Below are 25,422 nucleotides of genomic sequence, written 5' to 3'. Positions count from 1 at the left end.
GACCATCTCCGATCGCGCGAGGAGGGCCGCCAACCGTCCGCTGGCCATGCTCGACCAGCTCGGCGACCAGATGTGGTTCTACCTGCGCGCGCTGGCGTGGGTGCCGCGCGCGCTGCGCCGCTACACCAGGGAGACGCTGCGGTTGCTGGCCGAGGTCAGCTTCGGCAGCGGGGCGCTCGCGGTCATCGGCGGCACCATCGGCGTGATGATCGGCCTGACCCTGTTCACCGGCACGGTCGTCGGGCTCCAGGGCTACGCGGCGCTGAACCAGATCGGCACCTCGGCCTTCGCCGGCTTCATCTCGGCGTACTTCAACACCCGGGAGATCGCGCCGCTCGTCGCGGGTCTCGCGCTGTCCGCGACGGTCGGCTCCGGTTTCACCGCGCAGCTCGGCGCGATGCGGATCTCCGAGGAGATCGACGCGCTGGAGGTCATGGGCATCCCGAGCCTGCCCTACCTGGTCACCACGCGGATCATCTCCGGCTTCGTCGCGGTGATCCCGCTCTACGTGATCGGTCTGCTCACCTCGTACGTGGCGGCGCGGACCGTCACAGTGAACTTCTACGGGCAGTCCGCGGGCACGTACGACCACTACTTCAACCTCTTCCTGCCACCGGAAGACGTGCTGTGGTCCTTCCTGAAGGTCCTGGTCTTCAGCGTGGTGATCATCATGACCCACTGCTACTACGGCTACCGCGCCTCCGGCGGTCCCGCCGGCGTCGGCGTCGCGGTCGGCCGGGCGGTGCGGACGGCGATCGTGACCACCGCGCTGCTCGACTTCTTCCTGAGCCTGGCGATCTGGGGCACGACCACGACGGTGAGGATCGTCGGATGAGGGCGTCTGCGGGCAAGGTCCGCCAGCGGCTGCTCGGAGTGGCCCTGCTGGCGATCATCGCGCTGTTCCTGACGCTGACCGTCTCGATCTACCGCAACGCGTTCAGCTCGGACGTGCTCGTGTCGCTGCGCACGGACCGGGCGGGCAACCAGTTGCTCACCGAGTCCGACGTCAAGGTGCACGGCGTGCTCGTCGGCGAGGTGCGCCGCGTGATCAGCCGGGGTGACGGCGCGGAGCTGGAGTTGGCCCTGCACCGCGACAAGGTCGACATCATTCCGCGTGGCGTCACCGCGCGCCTGCTGCCGAAGACCCTGTTCGGGGAGCGCTACGTCGCACTGGTGCCGCCTCAGCGGTCGAACGGCGACCACCTCGCGGCAGGGGATGTGATCGCGCAGGACACCTCGAGTTCGGCGGTGGAGCTGGAGCGGGTCCTGTCCAACCTCATGCCCGTGTTGCAGGCCGTGCAGCCGCAGAAGCTCGCGAGCACCCTCGGATCGCTCTCAACTGCCTTGCAGGGCAGGGGAAAGGCGCTCGGCGAGTCCCTTGTGGAGCTGAACGACCTCGTGCGGCAGCTGAACCCGGCGCTGCCGGACCTCAAGGCGGACATCAGCAAGCTCGCCGACGTGAGCACCGTCTACGACAAGGCGGCGCCGGATCTCTTGCAGGCACTGGCAGATCTCACTGTCACCAGCAAGACGTTGGTGGAGCAGCGCGACAACCTGCAGACGCTCTACGGCACGGTCAACGCGGCTTCTGCGGATCTCGGCGGTTTCCTCTCGGCCAACCGCAACAACATCATCGGTGTCGCGAAGTCCAGCAGGCCGTTGCTGGAGCTGCTGGGCAAGTACGCGCCGGAGTACCCCTGCCTGCTCAAGAGCCTCGCCGAGCTGCAGCCGCGGCTGAGCAAGGCGTTCGGCCAGGGCACGAACGAGCCCGGCCTGCACATCACCCTGGAGATCACCGCCAACCGCGGGAAGTACGTGCCGAACCAGGACGAGCCGGAGTACGCCGACAAGCGCGGACCGCGCTGCTACGACATCCAGCCGCGACCGGAGCCGTTCCCGCAGTACCCGCCGGAGGGGCCGGTGAAGGACGGTTCGAAGCCGCCGCCCGCCGCGCGCAACGCCAGTGACGGGCTGCTGCCCACCGGCGAGATCGACGAGAACGGCAACGTCATCCCGGCGTCGGCGACCACCGCGGCGCGCGGGCAGGAGCTGGGGCTGGCGAACTCCCCGGCGGAGCAGCGCTACATCTCCGCGCTGCTCGCCCCGTCGATGGGGCGCTCGCCGCAGCAGGTGCCAGGGTGGAGCAGCATCCTGCTCGGGCCGATGTTCCGGGGGACGGAGGTGACGCTGAAGTGAGAGGTCTCGCCGGACCGCTGACGAAGCTGGTCATCTTCGCCACGGTCACCGTTCTCGCGACCGGGTTGCTCGCCATCACGATCGCCAACGTGGACCTGCGCGGTGCCACGGAGTACAGCGCGAGGTTCACCGACGCCACCTCGGTCAACGAGGGCGACGACGTGCGCATCGCGGGCGTCCGGGTCGGTGAGGTCCGCGGGATCAGCGTCGTGGACCGCAGGCTCGCCGAAGTGCGCTTCACCGTGACCACCGGCCGGAAGCTGCCGGAGTCGGTCACCGCGACGATCAAGTACCGCAACCTGGTCGGGCAGCGCTACATCGCGTTGGAGCGCGGAGCGGGCGGAGCCGGAGAACTCGCTGCGGGCACGACGATCCCGGTGGAGCGCACGCGTCCCGCGCTGGACCTCACCACCTTGTTCAACGGCTTCAAGCCGCTGTTCCAGGCGCTCAACCCGGCCGACGTGAACAAGCTGTCCTACGAGATCATCCAGGTGCTCCAAGGCGAGGGCGGTACCGTGCAGAGCCTGTTGGCGCACACGGCATCGCTGACGTCGACGATCGCCAGCAAGGACAAGGTGATCGGCGAGGTCATCGGCAACCTCAACACCGTGCTCGGCACCGTGAACCAGCGCGACGCGCAGCTGTCCGGACTGGTGATCTCCTTGCAGCAGCTGGTTTCCGGGCTCGCCAAGGACCGGGAGCCGATCGGCAACGCGGTCAGCGCGCTCGCCGATCTCACCAGCACCACGGCGGGGCTGCTGACCGACGCGCGGGCGCCGCTGCGCAACGACATCGCCGAGCTGGGCAAGGTGTCCAAGAACCTCGCCGACAGCAACGACATCGTCGAGGGCGTGCTGCAGCGGATGCCGAACAAGCTGGAGACGATCTCGCGCACCGCGACCTACGGCTCGTGGTTCAACTTCTTCCTGTGCGGCGCCTCCGGTGAGGTCGCGCTGCCCGTGGTGGGCAAGCTCGCCGTGCCGGTCCTGCCGCCGACCCAGCCGAGGTGCCGCCCGTGAAGCCGTTCCGCGAGCGCAACCCCGTCACCGTCGGCGCCTCCGGGCTGCTGGTGCTGCTGCTCGGCCTGCTGGCCGCGTTCTTCGCCGAGGACCTGCCGATCGTCGGCGGCGGTACCTCCTACCGCGCGCACTTCTCCGAGGCCGGGGGGCTGCGCGACGGTGACGAGGTGCGGGTGGCCGGGGTGAAGGTCGGCAAGGTCACCGGCGTCGAGCTGGAGGACGACCACGTGCTGGTGTCCTTCCGGGTCAGCGACACCTGGGTCGGCGACCGCACCTCGGCCGCCATCAAGATCAAGACGTTGCTGGGGCAGAAGTTCCTCTCGCTCGACCCGCAGGGCGAACAGGAACTGCGGCCGAGCCAGGTGATCCCGCGCGAGCGCACGATCGCCCCCTACGACGTCACCGAGGCGTTCACCGGGCTGGCCACCACGCTGACCGAGATCGACACCGATCAGCTCGCCAAGAGCTTCCGGGTCATCTCCGACACCTTCCGCGACACCCCGGGCGAGGTCAGGGGCGCGCTGGACGGGCTGTCCGCGCTGTCCAGGACGATCTCCACCCGGGACCAGCAGCTGGCCGCCCTGCTGCGCAACACCAACCAGCTCAGCAAGACCGTCTCCGATCGCAACGCCGAGTTCGAGAAGCTGCTCGGCGACGGCAACAAGCTGCTCGAGGAGATCCGCAAGCGGCGCGACGCGATCAGGAACCTGCTGACCGGGACGCGCACGCTGTCCAAGGAGCTGCAGGGCCTGGTGGTGGACAACAAGGCACAGCTGCGGCCCGCGCTGGAGCAGCTGGAGCGGGTCACCACCATGCTCGACCGCAACCAGGAGAGCCTCAGCAAGAGCATCCAGCTGATGGCGCCGTTCGTCCGCGTCTTCGCCAACACCCTCGGCAACGGCCGCTGGTTCGACACCTACATCTGCGGTCTGCTCCCGCCGTCGATCGGCCCGATCAACCCGGAGGGGTGCCGCCCATGAGCACTTCCGCACGGAGTCACGATCTCGCCAGGCTGATCGCCTTCCTCTGCGTCGTGGCGCTGGTCATCACCGCCGGGGTCTGGTTCGTCTTCCTCCGCGCGCCGGGCAAACGCGTGACCGCGTACTTCTCCGCCGGAGTCGGGATCTACGCGGGCGGCGACGTCCGCGTGCTCGGCGTCCGCGTGGGTCAGGTCGAGAAGGTCGAGCCGCAGGGCCGCGTGGTGAAGGTCGACTTCCGGGTCGGCGACGACGTGGACATCCCGGCAACCGCCCAGGCGCTCGTGGTGAACCCGGCCGTGGTCAGCGACCGCTACGTGCAGCTCGCGCCCGCCTACACCGGAGGCGACAAGCTGGCCGACGGCGCGGTGATCCCGCGCGAGCGCACCGCGACGCCCGTCGAGCTGGACGAGGTCTACGCCAGCCTGGACAAGCTCACCACGGCGTTGGGACCCAAGGGCGCCAACGCGGACGGGGCGCTGTCGGACCTGCTGGACACCGCGGCCAAGAACCTCGACGGCAACGGGAAGAAGCTCGGCGACACCATCAGAAACCTCGGTGCGGCAACGGAAACGCTCTCCGGCTCGCGCCAGGACCTGTTCGGCACCGTGGACGGGCTGCAGAAGTTCACCTCGATGCTGGCCCGCAACGACGGGCAGGTGCGGCGGTTCACCGACCAGGTCGCCGACGTGGGCAGGTTCCTCGCCGAGGAGCGGCAGAACCTCGGCGCGTCGCTGAAGGAACTGGCGCTGGCGCTGACCGCGGTGGACGGCTTCATCAAGGACAACCGGGACAAGATCAAGTCCAATGTGGACAAACTGAGCGGGATCACCAAGGTGCTCGTCGACCAGCGGGCCGCGCTCGCCGAGGTGCTCGACGTCGGCCCGCTGGCCCTCGGCAACCTGCAGAACTCCTACAACGGAGCGTCGGGAACGCTGGACACGCGGGCCCACCTCAACGAGCTGACCGAGCCGCCGGTCGTGCTGATCTGCAAGCTGGTCCGGCAGACGACGCCCAAGCAGCTCCCGCAGGTGCTCGCCGACACCTGCGACAAGCTCGCCCCCGTGGTCAACGGCGTGGTGAAGCTGCCGAGCGTCGCCGAGGTGATCCAGGCACTCCAACAGGGCCGCGCGCCGACGCTGCCCGTGCCGTTGCTGTCCCCGTCCGCCCGCGGCGGCACCCCGGCGGTTCCCGTGTCGCCGCCCGCCGGAGGTGGCCGATGAAGCGCCGGATCGCGCTCGTCACCGCCGCACTGCTGAGCCTCGGCGGGTGCGGGTTCGGCGGGCTCTACGACATGCCGCTCCCCGGTGGCGCCGACCTCGGCGACCGCCCGTACCAGGTGAAGGTGCAGTTCCGGGACGTGCTCGACCTGGTCCCGCAGGCCGCGGTGAAGGTCAACGACGTTCCGGTCGGCCGAGTGGAGGGCGTCGAGCTCGCCCCGGACGGCTGGACCGCGCTGGTCACGGTGTCGGTCAACGGCGATGTCGTGCTGCCCGCGAACGCCGACGCCCGCCTGCGCCAGTCCAGCCTGCTGGGGGAGAAGTTCGTCGAGCTCGCCGCGCCGCCCAAGGGCCGCGAGACCGGCAGGCTGGTCAACGGCGCGCAGATCCCGATCGAGCGCACCAACCGCAACCCCGAGGTCGAAGAGGTCTTCGGCGCGCTGTCGATGCTGCTCAACGGCGGCGGCGTGGCGAAGCTCCAGGACATCACCAAGGAGCTCAACGCCGCGATGTCCGGCAACGAGTCGCAGTTACGCTCGCTGCTGTCCAACGTGAACGTGCTGGTGAAGGACCTCGACGGGCACCGCAACGAGATCACCAGGGCGCTGGACGGCGTGAACCGGCTGTCCTCGACGCTGGCCGGGCAGCGCGGCAACATCGAGACCGCGCTGAAGGACCTGTCGCCGGGCATCAGGGTCCTGGCCGACCAGCGCGAACAGCTGGTGGGGATGCTCAAGGGGCTGGACAAGCTCTCCGGGGTCGCCACCGACGTGGTCAAGCGCAGCAAGGACGACCTGATCGCCGACCTGAAGGCGCTGACGCCGACGTTGAAGAAGCTGGCCGAGGCGGGCACGAACCTGCCGAAGTCCTTCGAGCTGCTGCTGACCTTCCCGTTCCCGGACGCCGCGGTGGCCGGGGTGAAGGGCGACTACACCAACCTCTACGCCAAGCTCGACCTGGACCTCGGCAACATCCTGGACAACCTGGGCCGGTCGCGGCAGCCGCTGATCCAGCTGCCGATCCCCGGGCTCGACGGCGGCAGGCAGCAGGCCGATCCCAACCCGCTGCCCAGGCTCCCGCTGCAGCTGCCGACGCCGGCCCAGCAGCAGCCCGGCACCGGCGGAATCCTCGGCGGCCTGCTCGGTGGACTCCTCGGGGGTGGGCGCTAGATGTTGACCCGCAGGGCAAGGTTGCAGCTCATCGGCTTCGTGCTCATCGCGCTGGTGGGCGTCAGCTACGCGGGCGCCCGGTACGCCGGACTGGACCGCCTCTTCGGCCCCCGCGGCTACGTGGTGACGATGGAACTGGCCGACGCGGGGGGCATCTTCACCAACGCCGAGGTCACCTACCGAGGCGTCGCGGTCGGGCGCGTCGGACCGCTGCGGCTGACCGCGGACGGCGTCGAGGTGCAGCTGGACATCGACTCGTCCTCCGCGCCGATCCCCACGGACGTCGAGGCCGTCGTGACCAACCGGTCGGCTGTCGGCGAGCAGTACGTGGACCTGCGCCCGAAGTCCGACGAGGGACCGTTCCTCGCCGAGGGCTCGGTGATCCGCCGCGAGCAGAGCAAGACCCCGCTGCCCGTGCAGTCGCTGCTGAGCAACCTCGACAGTCTCGCGTCGTCCGTGCCGACCGAGTCGCTGCGCACCGTGGTCGACCAGCTCGGCACCGCCTTCGACGGGCGCGGGCAGGACCTCCAGCGCCTCATCGACACCGCGCGCTCGTTCACTGGTGATGCCGTGCGGCACCTGCCGCAGACGTTGCAGCTGCTCCGCGACGGCCGCACGGTGCTGGACACGCAGGCCGCCAAGGGCTCCGCGATCACCGACTTCAGCCGCGACCTGCGACTGATCGCCGACCAGCTCAAGACCTCCGACCCGGACCTGCGCAACCTGATCACCTCGGCGCCGGGAGCTGCGCAGCAGGCCGGCGGCCTGATCAGGGAGTCGGGTCAGAGCCTGTCGGAGACCATCGCGAACCTGCTCACCACGGCGAACGTGGCACTGCCGCGCAAGGACGGCATCGAGCAGCTGCTGGTGACCTACCCGATGGTGGTCGGCGGCACGTTCACCGTCGTGCCGAACGACGGCACCGCGCACTTCGGACTGGCGCTGAACTTCTTCGACCCACCCGCGTGCGTGAAGGGCTACGAGAAGACCAAGCGCCGAACCGGCGGGGAAACCTCGGCCGCCCCGCTCAACACCCAGGCGTACTGCGCCGAGGGGGCGGGCAGCCCGATCGCCGTGCGCGGTGCGCAGAACGCGCCCTACGGCGGCAAGCCGGTGACCCCGCCGCCCGCGCCCGGGACCGGTACCGGCGGTGTGCCGTCGACGCAGGTCGTCCAGCAGCCCGGCAGCCTTCTCGACCTGCTCAAGCCGGTCGGGCTCAACGGCCCGTCCAGTCTCGGCCAGCTGTTCGGCCTGCCCGGCTGAGGCCGCATCATCCGCCTACCCTGGAGCGATATGGACGACAAGCAGCCGCGACGCGTGGTGCTGTGGACCACCGCCGGCCTCGCCGCCGCGGCGGTGCTGGCCGCCGCCTGGTTCGGCGTGGGCTGGCTGCGGCTCTCCGGTGACGACTCGGTGGAGTTCGCCAAGCAGCGCGAAGAGGTCTCCACCGCGGGCCAGCAGGCGATCGTCAACTTCAATACCCTCGACTACCGCAACTTCGACGCGATGATCGCGCGCTGGCAGGAGGCGTCCACCGGCCCGCTCCAGGAGGGCGTCGTCGCGGACAAGGACCGGGCGCGCAAGGAGCTGGAGCAGCTCAAGCAGGTCACCACCGCCAAGGTGCTCGACGCGGCGGTGACCTCGCTGGACACCCGCGCGGGCAAGGCGACGATCATGAGCGTGGTCGAGCGCATGGTCAGCCTCGCCGACCAGCCCGCCGTACCGCTGCGGTTCCGCTTCCTCGCCGAGCTGACGAAGACCGACACCGGCTGGAAGCTCAACGCGCTCGCCCCGATCAAGGTGCAGGCCGGAGGTGCCTCATGACCCCGCCCCGCCGCTCCCGTCCCACGCCCGCCCCGCGCCGACGGCACGTCGCGGGCACCAGGAAGCGCCCCGACCCGGCCCCCGCGCGTCCCGAGCCCGTCGCCGAGGAGCCCGTTGCCGAGGAAACGGAGGTCGTCGCGCCTCCGGTGATCGACTCCGCACCTCGGCCCCGCGCGAAGCACGCCGAACCCGAGCCGGAGCCCACGGCAGAGCCCGACGCGTCGCCTGACCCGGAGCCCGAGTCCGAGGCTGAGGCTGAGTCCGAGGCGCCCGCCGAGGAGCGCCCCTGGTGGCAGCTGCCCGCGCTGCTCACCGCCGTCGCCGTCGTCTTCGCCGCGCTCGCCGTCTGGTTCGCCGCCCAGGCGGCCACCGAGCGCGCCGAGAGCGGCGTGGACAACCGGGCACTGGTCGACACGGGCGTCACCACCGAGGTCGCCGGTCAGATCACCACGGCCGTCCAGTCGGTGTTCTCGCTGGACTACGCGGACATGGGCAAGGCCGAGCGGGTCGCCAAGGACGTGCTCACCGGCAAGGCGGTCGAGCAGTACGACACCCTCTTCGCCGAGGTCCGCAAGCTCGCGCCGGAGCAGAAGATCGTGCTCACCACCACGACCCGGCAGGTCGGCGTGAAGTCGATCGAGGGCGACCGCGCCCTGGTCCTGGTCTTCGCCGACCAGCACGTCGAGCGCACCGCCGACGGCCGTCGCGAGGACGTGCCGGTCCAGGTCACCCTCACCACCGAGCGGGCCGACGGCCGCTGGCGGATCAGCGACATCGTCCTCCGCTGAGGGCCCGAAGTACTTGCTCTGCTGGGCGGCGGTGTCGGCCCACCAGCGCACGAGCACGCCGTAGAACCCGCAGACGACGAAGCTCCCCGCGGCGAGCACGGACACCACCAAGTGCCAGAGGTCGCGAGCGGTGAACAGGGAAACGACGAGCCCGAACACGCCGCACAGGCCCGCGCCGACGAGGGTGTACGCGTACTTCCTCATCTCGGAGTCCTGGCGGGCTGGCACCCGGCGGTCCGGCGGCGCTTCTTCGGCATCGGCGGAGGCTATCGAGCGTGATGCGGCCGCCCGCGCCCGCCGTTGAGCGGCGAAAAACGTGACTTGGGCCATTTGTAAAGACCCCTGGATGGCGATGCCGATGTGGTGTTCGCCATACTCTGTCCCGATGCTCCTGGCCAGGGGGCGAGGGCCTGCTCATCCCGCGTTTTCGCCGGTGATCGCGCCTCCCCCCGGTTACAGCTGGTGAGAGCGCTTTGCGCCAGGGGAGTGATCAACGCGTGGCACCTTGACGGATGGTCGCGTTGAGGTCACTCTGTCCGTGAGCAGTGGGCGGTTCTTCTGGCCGGTCCCACTCGACAGTCGCCGTTCGCGTGGCTAGACTGCCCCTTTGCGCTGCCCTCTTTCTCCGTGCCCTACCCCGGGGCTTAGGATCTCAGGGCACTACCGCACCTCTTGACAACTGTGCTAGATCGGCTGCTCGCGCAGCTCAAGCTAGCAACAGTCCCTGGAAGGACGCATCTTGGCAGTCTCCCGCGCGACCAAGGCCACTGCGACCAACTCCACGTCGGGGATCCCTGGAGCGCCCAAGAGGGTCTCGTTCGCGAAGATTCGTGAGCCACTGGAGGTTCCCGACCTCCTGGCTCTGCAAACCCAGTCTTTCGAGTGGCTCATCGGCGCCGACGCCTGGTTCCAGCGACGTGTCGACGCCGGCGACGAGAACCCCGTCGGCGGTCTTGAGGAGGTCCTCAACGAGATCTCCCCCATCGAGGACTTCTCCGGCTCGATGTCGCTGTCCTTCTCCGACCCGCGCTTTGACGAGGTCAAGGCTTCCGTGGAGGAGTGCAAGGACAAGGACATGACCTACGCGGCGCCGTTGTTCGTCACCGCGGAGTTCACCAACCACACCACTGGCGAGATCAAGAGCCAGACGGTGTTCATGGGTGACTTCCCGCGGATGACCGACAAGGGCACCTTCGTCATCAACGGCACCGAGCGGGTCGTGGTCTCCCAGCTCGTGCGCTCCCCGGGCGTCTACTTCGATCACGCGATCGACAAGACGACGGAGAAGGACGTCTACAGCGTCAAGATCATCCCCAGCCGGGGCGCCTGGCTGGAGTTCGACGTCGACAAGCGCGACACCGTCGGCGTGCGCATCGACCGCAAGCGCCGTCAGCCGGTCACCGTGCTGCTCAAGGCGCTCGGCTGGACCACCGAGGCCATCCGCGAGCGGTTCGGCTTCAGCGAGACGCTGATGCAGACGCTGGAGAAGGACCACACCGCGGGCCAGGACGAGGCCCTGCTGGACATCTACCGCAAGCTCCGTCCGGGCGAGCCGCCGACCAAGGAGAGCGCGCAGACCCTCCTGGAGAACCTGTTCTTCAAGGAGAAGCGCTACGACCTGGCCAAGGTGGGCCGCTACAAGGTCAACAAGAAGATCGGCACCAACGCGCCGTTCACCACCGGCGTGCTGACCGAGGACGACATCGTCACCACCATCGAGTACCTGGTCCGCCTGCACGCGGGCGAGGTCAAGATGACGGTCGGCGAGGGCGAGGACGCCGTCGAGGTGCCGGTCGAGGTCGACGACATCGACCACTTCGGCAACCGTCGCCTGCGCACCGTCGGCGAGCTCATCCAGAACCAGATCCGCGTGGGTCTGTCCAGGATGGAGCGCGTGGTCCGGGAGCGGATGACCACCCAGGACGTCGAGGCGATCACGCCGCAGACCCTGATCAACATCCGTCCGGTCGTCGCGGCGATCAAGGAGTTCTTCGGGACCTCCCAGCTGTCGCAGTTCATGGACCAGACCAACCCGCTCGCGGGCCTGACCCACAAGCGCCGCCTGTCCGCGCTGGGTCCGGGTGGTCTCTCCCGTGAGCGCGCCGGCTTCGAGGTGCGCGACGTCCACTCCTCGCACTACGGCCGGATGTGCCCGATCGAGACGCCGGAAGGCCCGAACATCGGTCTGATCGGCTCGCTCGCGTCCTTCGGCCGGGTCAACCCGTTCGGTTTCATCGAGACCCCGTACCGCAAGGTCATCAACGGTCAGGTCACCGACCAGATCGACTACCTGACCGCGGACGAGGAGGACCGGCACGTCATCGCGCAGGCGAACGCCGTGCTCGACGCCGAGGGCAACTTCTCCGAGGAGCGCGTCCTCATCCGCCGCAAGGGCGGCGAGGTCGACCTCGTCTCCCCGCAGGTCGTCGACTACATGGACGTCTCGCCGCGGCAGATGGTCTCCGTCGCCACCGCGATGATCCCGTTCCTCGAGCACGACGACGCCAACCGCGCGCTGATGGGCGCGAACATGCAGCGCCAGGCGGTGCCGCTGCTGCGCAGCGAGTCCCCGCTGGTCGGCACCGGCATGGAGCTGCGCGCCGCGGTCGACGCCGGCGACGTCGTCGTCGCGGAGAAGGCCGGTGTGGTCGAGGAGCTGTGCGCCGACTACGCCACCGTGATGGCCGACGACGGCACCCGGCAGACCTACCGGCTGCACAAGTTCCGCCGTTCCAACCAGGGCACCTGCATCAACCAGAAGCCCATCGTGAACGAGGGTGACCGGGTCGAGGTCGGCCAGGTCATCGCGGACGGCCCGTGCACCCAGAACGGCGAGATGGCGCTGGGCAAGAACCTGCTCGTCGCGATCATGCCGTGGGAAGGCCACAACTACGAGGACGCGATCATCCTGTCGCAGCGCCTCGTGCAGGACGACGTGCTCACCTCGATCCACATCGAGGAGCACGAGATCGACGCGCGCGACACCAAGCTCGGTGCCGAGGAGATCACCCGGGACATCCCGAACGTCTCCGAGGACGTGCTCGCCGACCTCGACGAGCGCGGCATCATCCGGATCGGCGCCGAGGTGCGCGACGGCGACATCCTCGTCGGCAAGGTCACGCCCAAGGGCGAGACCGAGCTGACCCCCGAGGAGCGCCTGCTGCGCGCCATCTTCGGCGAGAAGGCCCGCGAGGTGCGCGACACCTCGCTGAAGGTCCCGCACGGCGAGACCGGCAAGGTCATCGGCATCCGGGTGTTCAGCCGTGAGGACGACGACGAGCTGCCCCCCGGCGTCAACGAGCTGGTCCGGGTCTACGTGGCGCAGAAGCGCAAGATCCAGGACGGCGACAAGCTCGCCGGACGGCACGGCAACAAGGGCGTCATCGGCAAGATCCTCCCCGTCGAGGACATGCCGTTCCTCGCCGACGGCACCCCCGTCGACGTGGTGCTCAACACCCACGGTGTGCCGCGTCGTATGAACATCGGCCAGATCCTGGAGATCCACCTCGGGTGGATCGCCCAGCAGGGCTGGAGCATCAACGGCGATCCGGACTGGGCCAAGCGCATGCCCGAGGAGCTGCTCCAGGTCGAGCCCGGCACGAACACCGCCACCCCGGTGTTCGACGGTGCCCGCGAGGAGGAGATCACCGGCCTGCTGTCCTCGACCCGCCCCAACCGGGACGGCGAGCGGATGGTCGGCGGCGACGGCAAGGCGCAGCTGTTCGACGGCCGCAGCGGCGAGCCGTACCCGTACCCGACCTCGGTCGGCTACATGTACATCCTCAAGCTGCTGCACCTGGTCGACGACAAGATCCACGCCCGGTCGACCGGTCCGTACTCCATGATCACCCAGCAGCCGCTCGGCGGTAAGGCCCAGTTCGGTGGCCAGCGCTTCGGTGAGATGGAGTGCTGGGCGATGCAGGCCTACGGAGCGGCGTACACCCTCCAGGAGCTGCTGACCATCAAGTCCGACGACGTGATCGGCCGCGTGAAGGTCTACGAGGCCATCGTCAAGGGCGACAACATCCCCGAGCCGGGTATCCCGGAGTCGTTCAAGGTGCTCCTCAAGGAGCTCCAGTCGCTGTGCCTGAACGTCGAGGTGCTCTCCAGCGACGGTGCCGCCATCGAGATGCGCGACACCGATGACGAGGACCTCGAGCGCGCAGCCGCGAACCTCGGAATCAACCTGTCCAGGGTCGAGTCGCCGTCCGTCGACGACGTCATGAACTGACCTCGCTGCCGGGAGCGGGGAAGGGCACCCCGCCCGCCCGCTCCCGGCCTAGCCACCCGCCCCTAATCCCGAATGTAAAAGGGGAGAAGAGCCGACGTGCTTGACGTCAACTTCTTCGACGAGCTCCGCATCGGCCTCGCGACGGCCGACGACATCCGTCAGTGGTCCTACGGCGAGGTCAAGAAGCCCGAGACCATCAACTACCGCACCCTCAAGCCCGAGAAGGACGGACTCTTCTGCGAGAAGATCTTCGGTCCGACCCGGGACTGGGAGTGCTACTGCGGCAAGTACAAGCGAGTCCGCTTCAAGGGCATCATCTGTGAGCGCTGCGGCGTCGAGGTGACCCGCGCCAAGGTGCGCCGCGAGCGGATGGGCCACATCGAGCTCGCCGCTCCGGTGACCCACATCTGGTACTTCAAGGGCGTCCCGAGCCGGTTGGGCTACCTGCTCGACCTGGCGCCGAAGGACCTCGAGAAGATCATCTACTTCGCCGCCTACGTGATCACCACGGTGAACACGGAGATGCGCCACAACGACCAGGCCACGCTCGAGAACGAGATGCAGGTCGAGCGCAAGCGGGTCGAGGACAAGCGCGACGCCGACATCGAGGCCCGCGCCCAGAAGCTGGAGACCGACCTCGCCGAGCTGGAGGCGGAGGGCGCCAAGAGCGATGTCCGCCGCAAGGTCAAGGAGGGCGGCGAGCGCGAGATGCGCCAGCTCCGCGACCGGGCGCAGCGCGAGATCGACCGGCTCGACGAGATCTGGGACACCTTCATCAAGCTGGCTCCGCAGCAGCTGATCGCCGACGAGGCGCTCTACCGCGAGCTGGTCGACCGCTACGGCGAGTACTTCACCGGCGCCATGGGCGCGGAGTCGATCCAGAAGCTGCTGGCCAACTTCGACGTCGACGCCGAGGGCGAGAACCTGCGCGAGACCATCCGCTCGGGCAAGGGGCAGAAGAAGCTCCGCGCGCTCAAGCGGCTCAAGGTCGTCGCGGCGTTCCAGGCCACCCGCAACAACCCGCAGGGCATGGTGCTGGACTGCGTTCCGGTCATCCCGCCGGACCTGCGTCCGATGGTGCAGCTCGACGGTGGCCGCTTCGCCACCTCCGACCTGAACGACCTGTACCGCCGCGTGATCAACCGCAACAACCGCCTCAAGCGACTGATCGACCTCGGCGCCCCCGAGATCATCGTCAACAACGAGAAGCGGATGCTGCAGGAGGCCGTCGACGCGCTGTTCGACAACGGCCGCCGTGGTCGCCCGGTCACCGGTCCGGGCAACCGCCCGCTGAAGTCGCTGTCCGACCTCCTCAAGGGCAAGCAGGGCCGGTTCCGCCAGAACCTGCTCGGCAAGCGCGTCGACTACTCCGGCCGTTCGGTCATCGTGGTCGGCCCGCAGCTGAAGCTGCACCAGTGCGGTCTGCCCAAGCAGATGGCGCTGGAGCTGTTCAAGCCCTTCGTGATGAAGCGGCTGGTCGACCTCAACCACGCGCAGAACATCAAGTCCGCCAAGCGGATGGTGGAGCGGTCCCGCCCCGCCGTGTGGGACGTGCTGGAAGAGGTCATCACCGAGCACCCGGTGCTGCTCAACCGTGCTCCGACGCTGCACCGCCTGGGCATCCAGGCGTTCGAGCCGCAGCTGGTCGAGGGCAAGGCGATCCAGCTGCACCCGCTGGTGTGCGAGGCGTTCAACGCCGACTTCGACGGTGACCAGATGGCGGTGCACCTGCCGCTGTCGGCCGAGGCGCAGGCCGAGGCCCGCATCCTGATGCTGTCCAGCAACAACATCCTCTCGCCCGCCTCCGGGCGGCCGCTGGCGATGCCGCGACTGGACATGGTCACCGGTCTCTACCACCTGACCAAGGGGGTGGAGAACGCCAAGGGCGAGGGTCGCGCGTTCACCTCACCGGCCGAGGCCATCATGGCCTTCGACCGCGGTGTGATCGACCTCCAGGCGCAGATCAAGGTCCGGCTCACCGAGCAGGTGCCGCCGCGCGGCGTCCAGCCGGAGGGCTGGGAGCCCGGTCAGCCGTGGCTGGCCGAGACCACCCTGGGCCGGGTGCTGTTCAACGAGCTGCTGCCCTCGGACTACCCGTTCATCAACGAGGTGCTGCCCAAGAAGCGGCAGTCGGAGATCGTCAACGACCTCGCCGAGCGGTACCCGATGGTGACGGTCGCCCAGACGCTGGACCGGCTCAAGGACGCCGGTTTCTACTGGGCCACCCGCTCCGGTGTGACCATCGCGATCGCCGACGTCATCGTGCCGGAGGCCAAGCAGGGCATCCTGGACGAGCACGAGGACAAGGCCGCCCAGGTCGAGAAGCGCTACCAGCGCGGTCTGCTCTCGCACGCCGAGCGCAACAACGAGCTGGTCAAGATCTGGACCAACGCGACCAACGAGGTCGCGGCGATCATGGAAGACGCCTTCCCGGACAACAACCCGATCAAGGTGATCGTCAAGTCCGGCGCGGCGGGCAACATGACCCAGGTCCGCTCGCTGGCCGGTATGCGTGGTCTGGTGACGAACCCGAAGGGTGAGTACATCCCTCGGCCGATCAAGAACAGCTTCCGCGAGGGGCTGTCCGTGGTCGAGTACTTCATCGCCACCCACGGTGCCCGCAAGGGTCTCGCCGACACCGCGCTCCGCACCGCCGACTCGGGTTACCTGACCCGTCGTCTGGTGGACGTCTCGCAGGACGTCATCGTGCGCGAGATCGACTGCGGTACCGAGCGGGGCATCGTGATGCCGCTGACCGAGCCCGGTCCGGACGGCACCCCGATCAAGCACCGGTACGTGCAGACCAGCGTCTACGCCCGTGCCGCCGCCGAGGACATCACCGACGCCGAGGGCAACCTGCTCATCGGCAAGGGCGGCGACCTCGGTGACCCGGCCATCGACGCGCTGTTCGCCGGTGGCGTGCAGAAGGTCAAGGTCCGCAGCGTCCTGACCTGCGAGTCCAAGGTCGGTGTCTGCGCGACCTGCTACGGCCGCTCGATGGCCACCGGCCAGCTGGTGGACGTCGGCGAGGCCGTCGGCATCGTGGCCGCGCAGTCCATCGGTGAGCCCGGCACGCAGCTGACGATGCGTACCTTCCACCAGGGCGGTGTGGCCGGTGACGACATCACCACCGGTCTGCCCCGTGTCACCGAGCTCTTCGAGGCCCGCGTCCCGAAGGGCAAGGCGCCCATCGCCGACACCGACGGTCGCGTGACCATCGAGGAAGGCGACCGCTTCCGGAAGATCACCATCACTCCGGACGACGGTTCCGAGGAGATCGTCTACGAGAAGCTGTCCCGCAGGCAGTGGCTCGCCACGATCAAGGCGGACGGCTCCGAGCGCCCGCTGCAGGACGGCGACCACGTCACCGTCGGCCAGCAGCTGCTCGAGGGCGCCGTGGACCCGCACGAGGTGCTGCGCGTCATGGGCCCGCGCGAGGCCCAGCTGCACCTGGTCCGCGAGGTCCAGAAGGTGTACCGGACGCAGAGCGTGTCCATTCACGACAAGCACATCGAGGTCATCGTCCGGCAGATGCTGCGCCGGGTGACGATCATCGACTCGGGTGCCGCGGAGTTCCTGCCCGGTGCGCTGATCGAGCGCGCCGACTTCGAGGCGGAGAACCGCCGCGTCGTGGCCGAGGGCCGCGAGGCCGCCTCCGGCCGCCCGGTGCTGATGGGCATCACCAAGGCGTCGCTGGCCACCGAGTCGTGGCTGTCGGCGGCCTCCTTCCAGGAGACCACGCGAGTCCTCACCGACGCCGCCATCAACGGCAAGAGCGACAAGCTGATCGGCCTGAAGGAGAACGTGATCATCGGTAAGTTGATCCCGGCCGGTACGGGCATCAACCGCTACCGCAACATCCAGGTCCAGCCGACGGAGGAAGCGCGGGCCGCGGCCTACGCCATCCCGTCCTACGACGACGGCTACTACACGCCGGACGTCTTCGGCACCGGTACCGGTGCGGCTGTTCCGCTGGACGACTACGACTTCGGCCGCGACTTCCGCTGAAGCAGTAGGTAGTACGCAAGAAGCCCCCGGCACCTCGAGTGCCGGGGGCTTCTTCCGTTCCGCAGGGGTTCAGTCCTGCGGGTCGGACTTCGGGAGTGGCCTGACGAGCGCGAATCCGCCTACAAGGAAGATGACAGTGAGGAGCAGGCCGCCCAGGACCGCGACGCTGATGCCGAGGAACGTGCCGACGTTGTACAGCAGTTCCTCGAAGAACCCGGGCTCGGCCACGGTCCCGGGATCAACCGCGCCTTCTGGGTCTTCCTCCAGGAGTGTCGGCGTCGTCAGGTCGTAAATGAAAGCCGCGATCGATGAAATCGGTATGAACAAGCCGAGTCCTATGAGGACGATGCCGAAGCAGCCCTCCGCGAATCGGCCTTCTTGATGGCTCATGATGTGGTGCGGTTCCCCCTGGCTTGGAGACTAGATGTCGAGGTCCTTCTTGGTCTCCTCGACCGGACGGCTGTCTCCCTGTTTGTCGTACTCGTGACCGAGCTGAATGCTCTTGCCGTGTGAAGACACCTTTCCGATGATCTTCCCCGGATCGATGAACTCCAACTTCTCGTCCTTCTTTCCAGATTCTTCCCACAGCTTGGTCTTGTCCAGGCCCACGAGTTTCATGGCCTGGTCTTTGGCGGCCGTTTCGACCGCCGCGTGGAAGTCGGGCGCTCTCTTGCCGCCCTTTCCGGTTCCTTCGTTGAGGAATTTCGTTGTCCAGTCCGAGTCCGCGAGCCGCTGCCTTGTCCTCTTCATGAAGTTCTGGTTCAGCTCGATGAATCGCCAGGTCTTCGTGACGACCGCGGACGTCTGCGCTGTCTTCTGCCCGACTTTCGCCGTGGTCAGGGCGCTGGCCGCGGCTGTCGACGCGCCGAGCGTGGCTGGAGCGGTCGCCAACGCGGCGACCCAGGTGATGACCAGCCATTCCACGACGTCGGTCAGCAGGCCCTTGAGGAAATCCTCGACAACCTTCATGACCATGCTGCTGGTCTGCAGTGCCATAGCGATGTCGCCGGACTGTCCTGCAACTCCTCGGACACCGTTCTCGAATTGGCGAAGCCGGGCGCGGGCGGTTTCGGCGGCGATGCCTTCCCAGCCCTTCAGCTCCTCGCTGAGTGCTGCCGAGAATTCTTTGTTGAGTGCGAGCAACTCCTTGCTCAGCTCGTTGAAATTCTTCGCGGACGCACTCAGTGCGTCAGGGTTGCCGCTCACCAGGTCGATCGCCGCCTTGATCGGGGTGATCACGTTGACGAGAAAGGAGACGCCTTGGTTGATAAGCCAGCCCAACGGGTCCACGCGAAGGTTGAGCGCCATGCCCGTGCACGAGGTGATGAGTGAACTCGCGTCGCTGATGATGGTTCCGATATCAGCGAGTGGCGTTCCATCCTTGCCGTAGCTGTTGCCGTTCTTGATGAGCTTCGCGGCCGCGCCGATCGGCCCTGGCGCGTTCGTGGCCGCAGCCTCCCCGAACTTGGCCCAGCCGGGGAACGCGTTGTCGTACAGGGCCCCGGAGTTGCCCTTCCAGTCGTTCTCCGGCATCTCACTGCTCCTTCGGGCCGGCAGAGTCCTGGAGTTCCTTGCCGAGTTTGTCGAGACCGGTACGGGTGGCGACATCGGCTTCCCGGTACGCGGCGCCAGAGCGGCTGAGCTTGTCCCCGGCCCGTTCGACCCCCGTCGCGGCCTGCTTCAGGCAGGACCGGAACTGGGACAGCAGCCCCTCGTAATCCGCGTGCATCGAGATCCCGAGGAGACCCCAGGAGATCGAAGGCACGTTGGCGTCGGTGACCTTCTTCTCGACGCTGTCGACCTTCGCGCGCAGCGCACCGATCCGCTTGCCCGCGCGGTCCAGGGCGTCCGGGTCGACCCGGAACCCGCCGCTCACAGGTCGTCCTCGTTGTAGAGGCCGCGCAGGTACTCCGATCTCGGCGGCGCGGAGCCCGGGAGGTCGGCGGTGAGCTGATCCACCGGCACACCAAGCATTTCCGACTGCGTCTGGAGCACTTGGTCGAGCACGTTCATGTCGTCGCCGACGAACTCCTGGACCACCGCGGCCTGCTGGCGCGCGGCCGCGGCGACGGCGGTGCGCAGCGTCGCCATCACGGTTGCGCTCAACGCCTGCGGGCTCTGCTGCAGCGCGCGGTCGGTGAACTCGATGTTCTTCACCGAACCGCCTGGGCCCGCGGTCACCGTCACGTCGCGGCCGGGGGAGTGGGCGGTCGCCTCCAGATCGGCGATCCGCTCCCGCATCCCGTCGTAGTCCGCGAGCCGGCTCTCCGCTCGTCTGGTGTTCTCCTGGAAGCGCTCGAACTGCTCGACCAGGCGGTCGAACTCCTCGGTCACGTCGTCCCCTTCCCCCGTCGCTCTCCGCGTCGAGTCTCTCGCTCCGCGTGCGCGGGGGAGGCGGGATTCGGCGAACCGGTCGGGTGGACCGCGACGTCGCGCTCGTCACACTCCGGAGTTGGAGCACCCCCGCCCGCGGGGCCCGGACCTGGCGCGATAGCCTGGGACAAGCGGCGTCGGTGCCGGCTCAGCACGCCTGACCGGTCGCGTCGTGTGGATAACAGGCCCCCGTTTTGACCCGGGCGAGCAGGCGAAGGTATCTTTGCTGCTCGTGCCCGACTAGCGTCGGGCCGCTCCGTCTGCCTCTGGGCAGGTGCTGTGCACCGGACCCGAGGCGAGAGCACGGAACTCCTTCTCATCTCTGATGGGCGCTCCATGGATTTTCGTGGTCGCCAGGAGGACCCAGAAGCGGGCGACACGCCCGACCTCGGGGTACGGAGGAACCCAAGTACACAGTGCCTGCGGCGCCCGGCTGGGTGCCCGAAGACGCGAACGCTACAGAAAGACGGTCCATGCCCACGATCCAGCAGCTGGTCCGCAAGGGCCGCCAGGACAAGGTCACCAAGACCAAGACCGCGGCGCTCAAGGCGTGTCCGCAGCGGCGCGGTGTGTGCACCCGCGTTTACACCACCACGCCGAAGAAGCCGAACTCCGCGCTCCGCAAGGTCGCTCGCGTGAAGCTGACCAGCGGCATCGAGGTCACCGCATACATCCCCGGTGAGGGCCACAACCTCCAGGAGCACTCGATGGTGCTCGTGCGCGGCGGCCGTGTGAAGGACCTCCCGGGCGTGCGTTACAAGATCATCCGTGGGTCACTGGACACCCAGGGCGTCAAGAACCGCAAGCAGGCCCGCAGCCGCTACGGCGCCAAGAAGGAGAAGAGCTAATGCCTCGCAAGGGCCCGGCCCCGAAGCGGCCGCTCATCGCCGACCCCGTGTACCAGTCGCCGCTGGTCACCCAGCTCATCAACAAGGTGCTGGTCGACGGCAAGCGGTCCATCGCGGAGCGCATCGTCTACGGCGCCCTCGAGGGCTGCCGCGAGAAGAACCAGGCCGACCCGGTCGTCACGCTCAAGCGCGCGCTGGACAACGTGAAGCCGACCATCGAGGTCAAGAGCCGTCGCGTCGGTGGCGCCACCTACCAGGTCCCGGTCGAGGTCAAGGCCGGTCGCTCCACCACGCTAGCGCTGCGCTGGCTGGTCAGCTTCTCCCGCGCCCGTCGTGAGAAGACCATGATCGACCGCCTCGCCAACGAGCTGCTCGACGCGAGCAACGGTCTCGGCGCGAGCGTCAAGCGCCGCGAGGACACGCACAAGATGGCCGAGTCCAACAAGGCCTTCGCGCACTACCGCTGGTGAGCCTGCGGGCGCCGGGCTGAGGAGGTGCCTGCTCGCGGGTCGAGCGAATCACCGCGCGGCCTGCCGGCAGGACCCCAGCAGCTACCGATCACCGCCCGCCCCACCGCGCCTTTTGCAAATACGAAACGAGGACGAGACCCGTGGCACTCGACGTGCTGACTGACCTGGCCAAGGTCCGCAACATCGGGATCATGGCCCACATCGACGCGGGCAAGACCACCACGACCGAGCGGATCCTGTTCTACACCGGGATCAACTACAAGATCGGCGAGGTGCACGACGGCGCCGCGACGATGGACTGGATGGAGGAGGAGCAGAAGCGCGGCATCACGATCACGTCCGCCGCGACCACCTGCTTCTGGAACGACCACCAGATCAACATCATCGACACGCCCGGCCACGTGGACTTCACCGTCGAGGTGGAGCGCTCGCTGCGCGTCCTCGACGGCGCCGTCGCGGTCTTCGACGGCAAGGAAGGCGTCGAGCCCCAGTCCGAGCAGGTCTGGCGCCAGGCCGACAAGTACGACGTGCCGCGCATCTGCTTCGTCAACAAGATGGACAAGCTCGGTGCGGACTTCTACTTCACCGTGCAGACGATCATCGACCGCCTCGGCGCGCGTCCGGTCGTCATCCAGCTCCCGATCGGGTCCGAGTCCGACTTCGTCGGCGTCGTCGACCTGGTCGAGATGCGCGCGCTGACCTGGCGCGGCGAGGTCCAGAAGGGCGAGGACTACACGGTCGAGGAGATCCCGGCCGACCTGGCCGAGAAGGCCGCCGAGTACCGCGAGAAGCTGGTCGAGGCCGTCGCCGAGACCGACGACGAGCTCATGGAGCTCTACCTCGGTGGCGAGGAGCTGACCGTCGAGCAGATCAAGGCGGGTATCCGCAAGATCGTCGTCGAGCGCTCCGGCTTCCCCGTGCTGTGCGGTTCCGCGTTCAAGAACAAGGGCGTCCAGCCGATGCTGGACGGCGTCGTCGACTACCTGCCCAGCCCGCTGGAGGTTCCGGCGGTCGAGGGCACGCTGACCGACGGTGAGACCCCGGCGACCCGCAAGGCCAGCGCCGACGAGCCGTTCTCCGCGCTCGCGTTCAAGATCGCCGCGCACCCGTTCTTCGGCAAGCTGACCTACATCCGGGTCTACTCGGGTCAGGTCGCCTCCGGCACCCAGGTGATCAACTCCACCAAGGGCCGCAAGGAGCGCATCGGCAAGCTCTTCCAGATGCACTCCAACAAGGAGAACCCGGTCGAGAGCGCCGCTGCGGGCCACATCTACGCCGCGATCGGCCTCAAGGACACCACGACCGGCGACACGCTCTGCGACCCGAACTCGCCGATCATCCTCGAGTCGATGACCTTCCCGGACCCCGTGATCCGGGTGGCCATCGAGCCGAAGACCAAGGCGGACCAGGAGAAGCTCTCCATCGCGATCCAGAAGCTGGCCGAGGAGGACCCCACCTTCCAGGTCAAGCTGGACGAGGAGACCGGTCAGACCATCATCGCCGGTATGGGCGAGCTGCACCTCGAGGTGCTGGTCAACCGGATGAAGAGCGACTACAAGGTCGAGGCCAACATCGGTAAGCCGCAGGTGGCCTACCGTGAGTCCATCCGCCGCGCGGTGGAGAAGGTCGAGTACACGCACAAGAAGCAGACCGGTGGTTCCGGTCAGTTCGCGCGTGTGATCATCTCGCTGGCACCGTTGGAGTCCAGCGAGGGCGCGACCTACGAGTTCGAGAACAAGGTGACCGGCGGTCGCATCCCGCGGGAGTACATCCCGTCGGTCGACGCCGGTGCTCAGGACGCCATGCAGTACGGCGTGCTCGCCGGCTACCCGCTGGTGGGTCTGAAGGTCAGCCTGCTGGACGGCGCCTACCACGAGGTCGACTCCTCGGAAATGGCGTTCAAGATCGCCGGATCGATGGCCCTCAAGGAGGCCGCGCGCAAGGCCGATCCGGTAATCCTGGAGCCGATGATGGCCGTTGAGGTCACCACGCCCGAGGACTACATGGGCGACGTCATCGGTGACCTTAACTCTCGCCGTGGGCAGATCCAGTCCATGGACGAGCGCAGTGGCTCCCGCGTCGTGAAGGCGTTGGTTCCGCTGTCGGAGATGTTCGGCTACGTCGGTGACCTGCGGTCCAAGACCCAGGGACGTGCGAACTACTCGATGCAGTTCGACTCCTACGCCGAGGTTCCCGTGAACGTGGCGAAGGAGATCATCGCGAAGGCGACGGGCGAGTAAGTCCAGAGCAACGCACATTCGGTGGGCGCGGGAGCTCCGGCTCCCGCGGCACACCGGCCCTGACAGGGACGCCGTTCGATCGGCGAACACTCAAGAACTAAGTCCAGGAGGACAATCCAGTGGCGAAGGCGAAGTTCGAGCGGACCAAGCCGCACGTCAACATCGGGACCATCGGTCACATCGACCACGGAAAGACCACGCTGACCGCGGCGATTTCCAAGGTTCTGCACGACGCGTACCCGGACCTGAACCCCTTCACGCCGTTCGACGAGATCGACAAGGCGCCGGAGGAGAAGGCCCGCGGCATCACCATCTCGATCGCCCACATCGAGTACCAGACCGACGCGCGCCACTACGCGCACGTCGACTGCCCCGGTCACGCCGACTACATCAAGAACATGATCACCGGTGCCGCGCAGATGGACGGCGCGATCCTGGTGGTCGCGGCGACCGACGGCCCGATGCCGCAGACCCGCGAGCACGTGCTGCTGGCCCGTCAGGTCGGTGTGCCCTACATCGTCGTCGCGCTGAACAAGGCCGACATGGTCGATGACGAGGAGATCCTGGAGCTCGTCGAGCTCGAGGTGCGCGAGCTGCTGTCCTCGCAGGAGTACCCGGGCGACGACCTGCCGGTCGTGCGCGTCTCCGCGCTCAAGGCCCTCGAGGGCGACAAGGAGTGGGGTGCCAAGCTCCTCGACCTGATGAAGGCCGTGGACGAGAACATCCCCGAGCCGGTCCGCGACATCGACAAGACCTTCCTCATGCCCGTCGAGGACGTGTTCACGATCACCGGTCGTGGCACCGTCGTCACCGGTCGCATCGAGCGTGGCGTCATCAACGTCAACGAGGAGGTGGAGATCATCGGCATCAAGGAGAAGTCGATGAAGACCACCGTCACCGGCGTCGAGATGTTCCGCAAGCTGCTCGACCAGGGCCAGGCCGGCGACAACGTGGGTCTGCTCGTGCGTGGTATCAAGCGCGAAGAGGTCGAGCGCGGCATGGTGCTGTGCAAGCCGGGCAGCGTCACCCCGCACACCGAGTTCGAGGGCCGTGCCTACATCCTGTCCAAGGACGAGGGTGGCCGTCACACGCCGTTCTTCAACAACTACCGTCCGCAGTTCTACTTCCGCACCACGGACGTGACCGGCGTTGTGACCCTGCCCGAGGGCACCGAGATGGTCATGCCGGGCGACAACACCGACATGACGGTTCAGCTGATCCAGCCGATCGCCATGGAGGAGGGCCTCAAGTTCGCCATCCGCGAGGGTGGTCGGACCGTCGGCGCCGGCCAGGTCACCAAGGTCATCAAGTAGTACCCGGTGGGGGAGGTCCTCAGTGACCTCCCCCACGGCGTTCGTCAGAACGCCTGCCCCGATTTGGAAGCCCACGTCCGCGTGTGGCATCCTGTTTGGGTTGCTCGGCGAGGCGGTCGGGGACATCTGCGATCCGGCCGCCTCCGCACGAGCGCCTAGCGCCCTGGTTCTCCTGCGATCACCGAGGAGCTGGAGGCGCTAAGGCCGAAGGGCCACCCCCACAGACGTCGTCAGTGGGGCCGATCTATGCTTCGGAGCGCGACACGCCCGAACGCGTGGACCGGGCACCGTGACACCTGAACAGGGGCGCAGCCGCGGCCTGAATGCCTCCCGGGCGACAAGAGTCCAGGGCAGATGGGCAACGAGGAACCCGCAGCAGCGGTACGAGAAGACGAGGAACGGCAAGCCACCATGGCGGGACAAAAGATCCGCATTCGGCTCAAGGCCTACGACCACGAGGCGATCGACGCGTCCGCGCGCAAGATCGTCGAGACCGTGACGCGCACCGGCGCTCGGGTTGTCGGGCCGGTGCCGCTGCCCACTGAGAAGAACGTCTACTGCGTCATCCGATCGCCGCACAAGTACAAGGACTCGCGCGAGCACTTCGAGATGCGTACGCACAAGCGTCTGATCGACATCCTCGACCCCACGCCGAAGACGGTTGACGCGCTCATGCGCATCGACCTGCCGGCCAGCGTCGACGTCAACATTCAGTGAGCTAGGCGCGGCGGAGAGTAACGAGACCC

The 25,422-nt window shown here is 67.8% G+C and carries 20 protein-coding genes; 16 read left to right on the top strand and 4 right to left on the bottom strand.

The window, feature by feature from the left end:
- Positions 1-46 precede the first annotated feature (46 nt).
- The 11 genes from BLT28_RS25430 to BLT28_RS25380 all read left to right on the top strand — a co-directional run bounded on the left by BLT28_RS25430 (position 47) and on the right by BLT28_RS25380 (position 17,432).
- Positions 47-835 (top strand): MlaE family ABC transporter permease, encoded by a 789-nt coding sequence (locus tag BLT28_RS25430; protein WP_052406952.1) that lies wholly within the window; start codon positions 47-49, stop codon positions 833-835.
- Positions 832-2,196 carry an MCE family protein gene (locus BLT28_RS25425; RefSeq protein ID WP_030427374.1) on the top strand — a complete coding sequence of 455 codons (1,365 nt, stop codon included), beginning with the start codon at positions 832-834 and terminating at the stop codon, positions 2,194-2,196. Before BLT28_RS25430 ends, BLT28_RS25425 begins: the two co-directional genes overlap by 4 nt.
- Positions 2,193-3,215, top strand: a complete 1,023-nt coding sequence (locus tag BLT28_RS25420) for an MCE family protein (protein ID WP_030427375.1) — start codon at positions 2,193-2,195, stop codon at positions 3,213-3,215. The genes BLT28_RS25425 and BLT28_RS25420 overlap by 4 nt, the downstream gene beginning before the upstream one ends.
- Positions 3,212-4,195, top strand: coding sequence for an MCE family protein (locus tag BLT28_RS25415; RefSeq protein ID WP_030427376.1), 984 nt, complete (start codon positions 3,212-3,214; stop codon positions 4,193-4,195). The genes BLT28_RS25420 and BLT28_RS25415 overlap by 4 nt, the downstream gene beginning before the upstream one ends.
- Positions 4,192-5,415, top strand: coding sequence for an MCE family protein (locus BLT28_RS25410; protein ID WP_043810231.1), 1,224 nt, complete (start codon positions 4,192-4,194; stop codon positions 5,413-5,415). The genes BLT28_RS25415 and BLT28_RS25410 overlap by 4 nt, the downstream gene beginning before the upstream one ends.
- The gene (locus tag BLT28_RS25405; RefSeq protein WP_030427378.1) at positions 5,412-6,581 is read left to right on the top strand and encodes an MCE family protein; all 1,170 of its coding nucleotides are present in this window, start codon (positions 5,412-5,414) and stop codon (positions 6,579-6,581) included. The genes BLT28_RS25410 and BLT28_RS25405 overlap by 4 nt, the downstream gene beginning before the upstream one ends.
- On the top strand, positions 6,582-7,844 hold the full coding sequence (locus tag BLT28_RS25400; RefSeq protein WP_030427379.1) for an MCE family protein: 1,263 nt from the start codon (positions 6,582-6,584) through the stop codon (positions 7,842-7,844). It abuts the gene before it with no gap.
- 30 nt (positions 7,845-7,874) lie between these two features.
- A complete protein-coding gene (locus BLT28_RS25395) occupies positions 7,875-8,405 on the top strand; it encodes a hypothetical protein (protein WP_052406883.1) in 531 nt (176 codons plus the stop codon).
- Positions 8,402-9,193: a hypothetical protein gene (locus tag BLT28_RS25390; protein ID WP_083383787.1), complete on the top strand. Its 792-nt coding sequence runs from the start codon at positions 8,402-8,404 to the stop codon at positions 9,191-9,193. The genes BLT28_RS25395 and BLT28_RS25390 overlap by 4 nt, the downstream gene beginning before the upstream one ends.
- A gap of 739 nt (positions 9,194-9,932) precedes the next feature.
- Complete coding sequence (gene rpoB / locus BLT28_RS25385) at positions 9,933-13,424, top strand: DNA-directed RNA polymerase subunit beta (protein ID WP_030427382.1); 3,492 nt, start codon at positions 9,933-9,935, stop codon at positions 13,422-13,424.
- Between the two features lie 96 nt (positions 13,425-13,520).
- Positions 13,521-17,432, top strand: coding sequence for a DNA-directed RNA polymerase subunit beta' (locus BLT28_RS25380; protein WP_030427383.1), 3,912 nt, complete (start codon positions 13,521-13,523; stop codon positions 17,430-17,432).
- 69 nt (positions 17,433-17,501) lie between these two features.
- On the opposite strand, the gene BLT28_RS41020 is transcribed toward BLT28_RS25380, so the two are convergent.
- From BLT28_RS41020 to BLT28_RS25360, 4 genes are read right to left on the bottom strand one after another with little or no spacing between them, the layout of a single operon-like run.
- Positions 17,502-17,822: a hypothetical protein gene (locus BLT28_RS41020; protein WP_030427384.1), complete on the bottom strand. Its 321-nt coding sequence runs from the start codon at positions 17,820-17,822 to the stop codon at positions 17,502-17,504.
- A gap of 30 nt (positions 17,823-17,852) precedes the next feature.
- A complete protein-coding gene (locus BLT28_RS25370) occupies positions 17,853-18,965 on the bottom strand; it encodes a WXG100 family type VII secretion target (RefSeq protein WP_052406884.1) in 1,113 nt (370 codons plus the stop codon).
- A gap of 1 nt (position 18,966) precedes the next feature.
- Positions 18,967-19,308 carry a type VII secretion target gene (locus BLT28_RS25365; protein WP_030427386.1) on the bottom strand — a complete coding sequence of 114 codons (342 nt, stop codon included), beginning with the start codon at positions 19,306-19,308 and terminating at the stop codon, positions 18,967-18,969.
- Entirely contained in the window at positions 19,305-19,766 is a 462-nt protein-coding gene (locus BLT28_RS25360) for a YbaB/EbfC family nucleoid-associated protein (RefSeq protein ID WP_030427387.1), read from the bottom strand. Before BLT28_RS25360 ends, BLT28_RS25365 begins: the two co-directional genes overlap by 4 nt.
- Before the next feature lie 512 nt (positions 19,767-20,278).
- On the opposite strand from BLT28_RS25360, the gene rpsL reads away from it, so the two are divergent.
- The 5 genes from rpsL to rpsJ all read left to right on the top strand — a co-directional run bounded on the left by rpsL (position 20,279) and on the right by rpsJ (position 25,393).
- The gene (gene rpsL, locus BLT28_RS25355; RefSeq protein ID WP_030427388.1) at positions 20,279-20,653 is read left to right on the top strand and encodes a 30S ribosomal protein S12; all 375 of its coding nucleotides are present in this window, start codon (positions 20,279-20,281) and stop codon (positions 20,651-20,653) included.
- Entirely contained in the window at positions 20,653-21,123 is a 471-nt protein-coding gene (rpsG, locus tag BLT28_RS25350; protein WP_030427389.1) for a 30S ribosomal protein S7, read from the top strand. The genes rpsL and rpsG overlap by 1 nt, the downstream gene beginning before the upstream one ends.
- Before the next feature lie 140 nt (positions 21,124-21,263).
- The gene (gene fusA / locus BLT28_RS25345; protein ID WP_030427390.1) at positions 21,264-23,363 is read left to right on the top strand and encodes an elongation factor G; all 2,100 of its coding nucleotides are present in this window, start codon (positions 21,264-21,266) and stop codon (positions 23,361-23,363) included.
- Positions 23,364-23,482: 119 nt separating this feature from the next.
- Positions 23,483-24,676: an elongation factor Tu gene (gene tuf, locus BLT28_RS25340; protein ID WP_030427391.1), complete on the top strand. Its 1,194-nt coding sequence runs from the start codon at positions 23,483-23,485 to the stop codon at positions 24,674-24,676.
- Between the two features lie 411 nt (positions 24,677-25,087).
- Positions 25,088-25,393, top strand: coding sequence for a 30S ribosomal protein S10 (gene rpsJ / locus BLT28_RS25335; RefSeq protein WP_003938093.1), 306 nt, complete (start codon positions 25,088-25,090; stop codon positions 25,391-25,393).
- The last annotated feature ends 29 nt before the right edge of the window (positions 25,394-25,422 follow it).

This window comes from Allokutzneria albata, from assembly GCF_900103775.1.
GTDB classification, from domain to species: domain Bacteria; phylum Actinomycetota; class Actinomycetes; order Mycobacteriales; family Pseudonocardiaceae; genus Allokutzneria; species Allokutzneria albata.
Note: the sequence above shows the minus strand (reverse complement) of the source record. Positions and strands in the feature narration are given on the sequence as shown.

What these genes read in the sequence shown, in the direction of transcription:
- BLT28_RS25430 (WP_052406952.1), top strand. Translation starts at nt 47, where the DNA reads ATGCTCGACCAGCTCGGCGACCAGATGTGGTTCTACCTGCGCGCGCTG.
- BLT28_RS25425 (WP_030427374.1), top strand. Translation starts at nt 832, where the DNA reads ATGAGGGCGTCTGCGGGCAAGGTCCGCCAGCGGCTGCTCGGAGTGGCC.
- BLT28_RS25410 (WP_043810231.1), top strand. Translation starts at nt 4,192, where the DNA reads ATGAGCACTTCCGCACGGAGTCACGATCTCGCCAGGCTGATCGCCTTC.
- BLT28_RS25405 (WP_030427378.1), top strand. Translation starts at nt 5,412, where the DNA reads ATGAAGCGCCGGATCGCGCTCGTCACCGCCGCACTGCTGAGCCTCGGC.
- BLT28_RS25400 (WP_030427379.1), top strand. Translation starts at nt 6,582, where the DNA reads ATGTTGACCCGCAGGGCAAGGTTGCAGCTCATCGGCTTCGTGCTCATC.
- BLT28_RS25395 (WP_052406883.1), top strand. Translation starts at nt 7,875, where the DNA reads ATGGACGACAAGCAGCCGCGACGCGTGGTGCTGTGGACCACCGCCGGC.
- BLT28_RS25390 (WP_083383787.1), top strand. Translation starts at nt 8,402, where the DNA reads ATGACCCCGCCCCGCCGCTCCCGTCCCACGCCCGCCCCGCGCCGACGG.
- BLT28_RS41020 (WP_030427384.1), bottom strand. Translation starts at nt 17,822, where the DNA reads ATGAGCCATCAAGAAGGCCGATTCGCGGAGGGCTGCTTCGGCATCGTC.
- BLT28_RS25370 (WP_052406884.1), bottom strand. Translation starts at nt 18,965, where the DNA reads ATGCCGGAGAACGACTGGAAGGGCAACTCCGGGGCCCTGTACGACAAC.
- rpsL (WP_030427388.1), top strand. Translation starts at nt 20,279, where the DNA reads ATGCCCACGATCCAGCAGCTGGTCCGCAAGGGCCGCCAGGACAAGGTC.
- rpsG (WP_030427389.1), top strand. Translation starts at nt 20,653, where the DNA reads ATGCCTCGCAAGGGCCCGGCCCCGAAGCGGCCGCTCATCGCCGACCCC.
- rpsJ (WP_003938093.1), top strand. Translation starts at nt 25,088, where the DNA reads ATGGCGGGACAAAAGATCCGCATTCGGCTCAAGGCCTACGACCACGAG.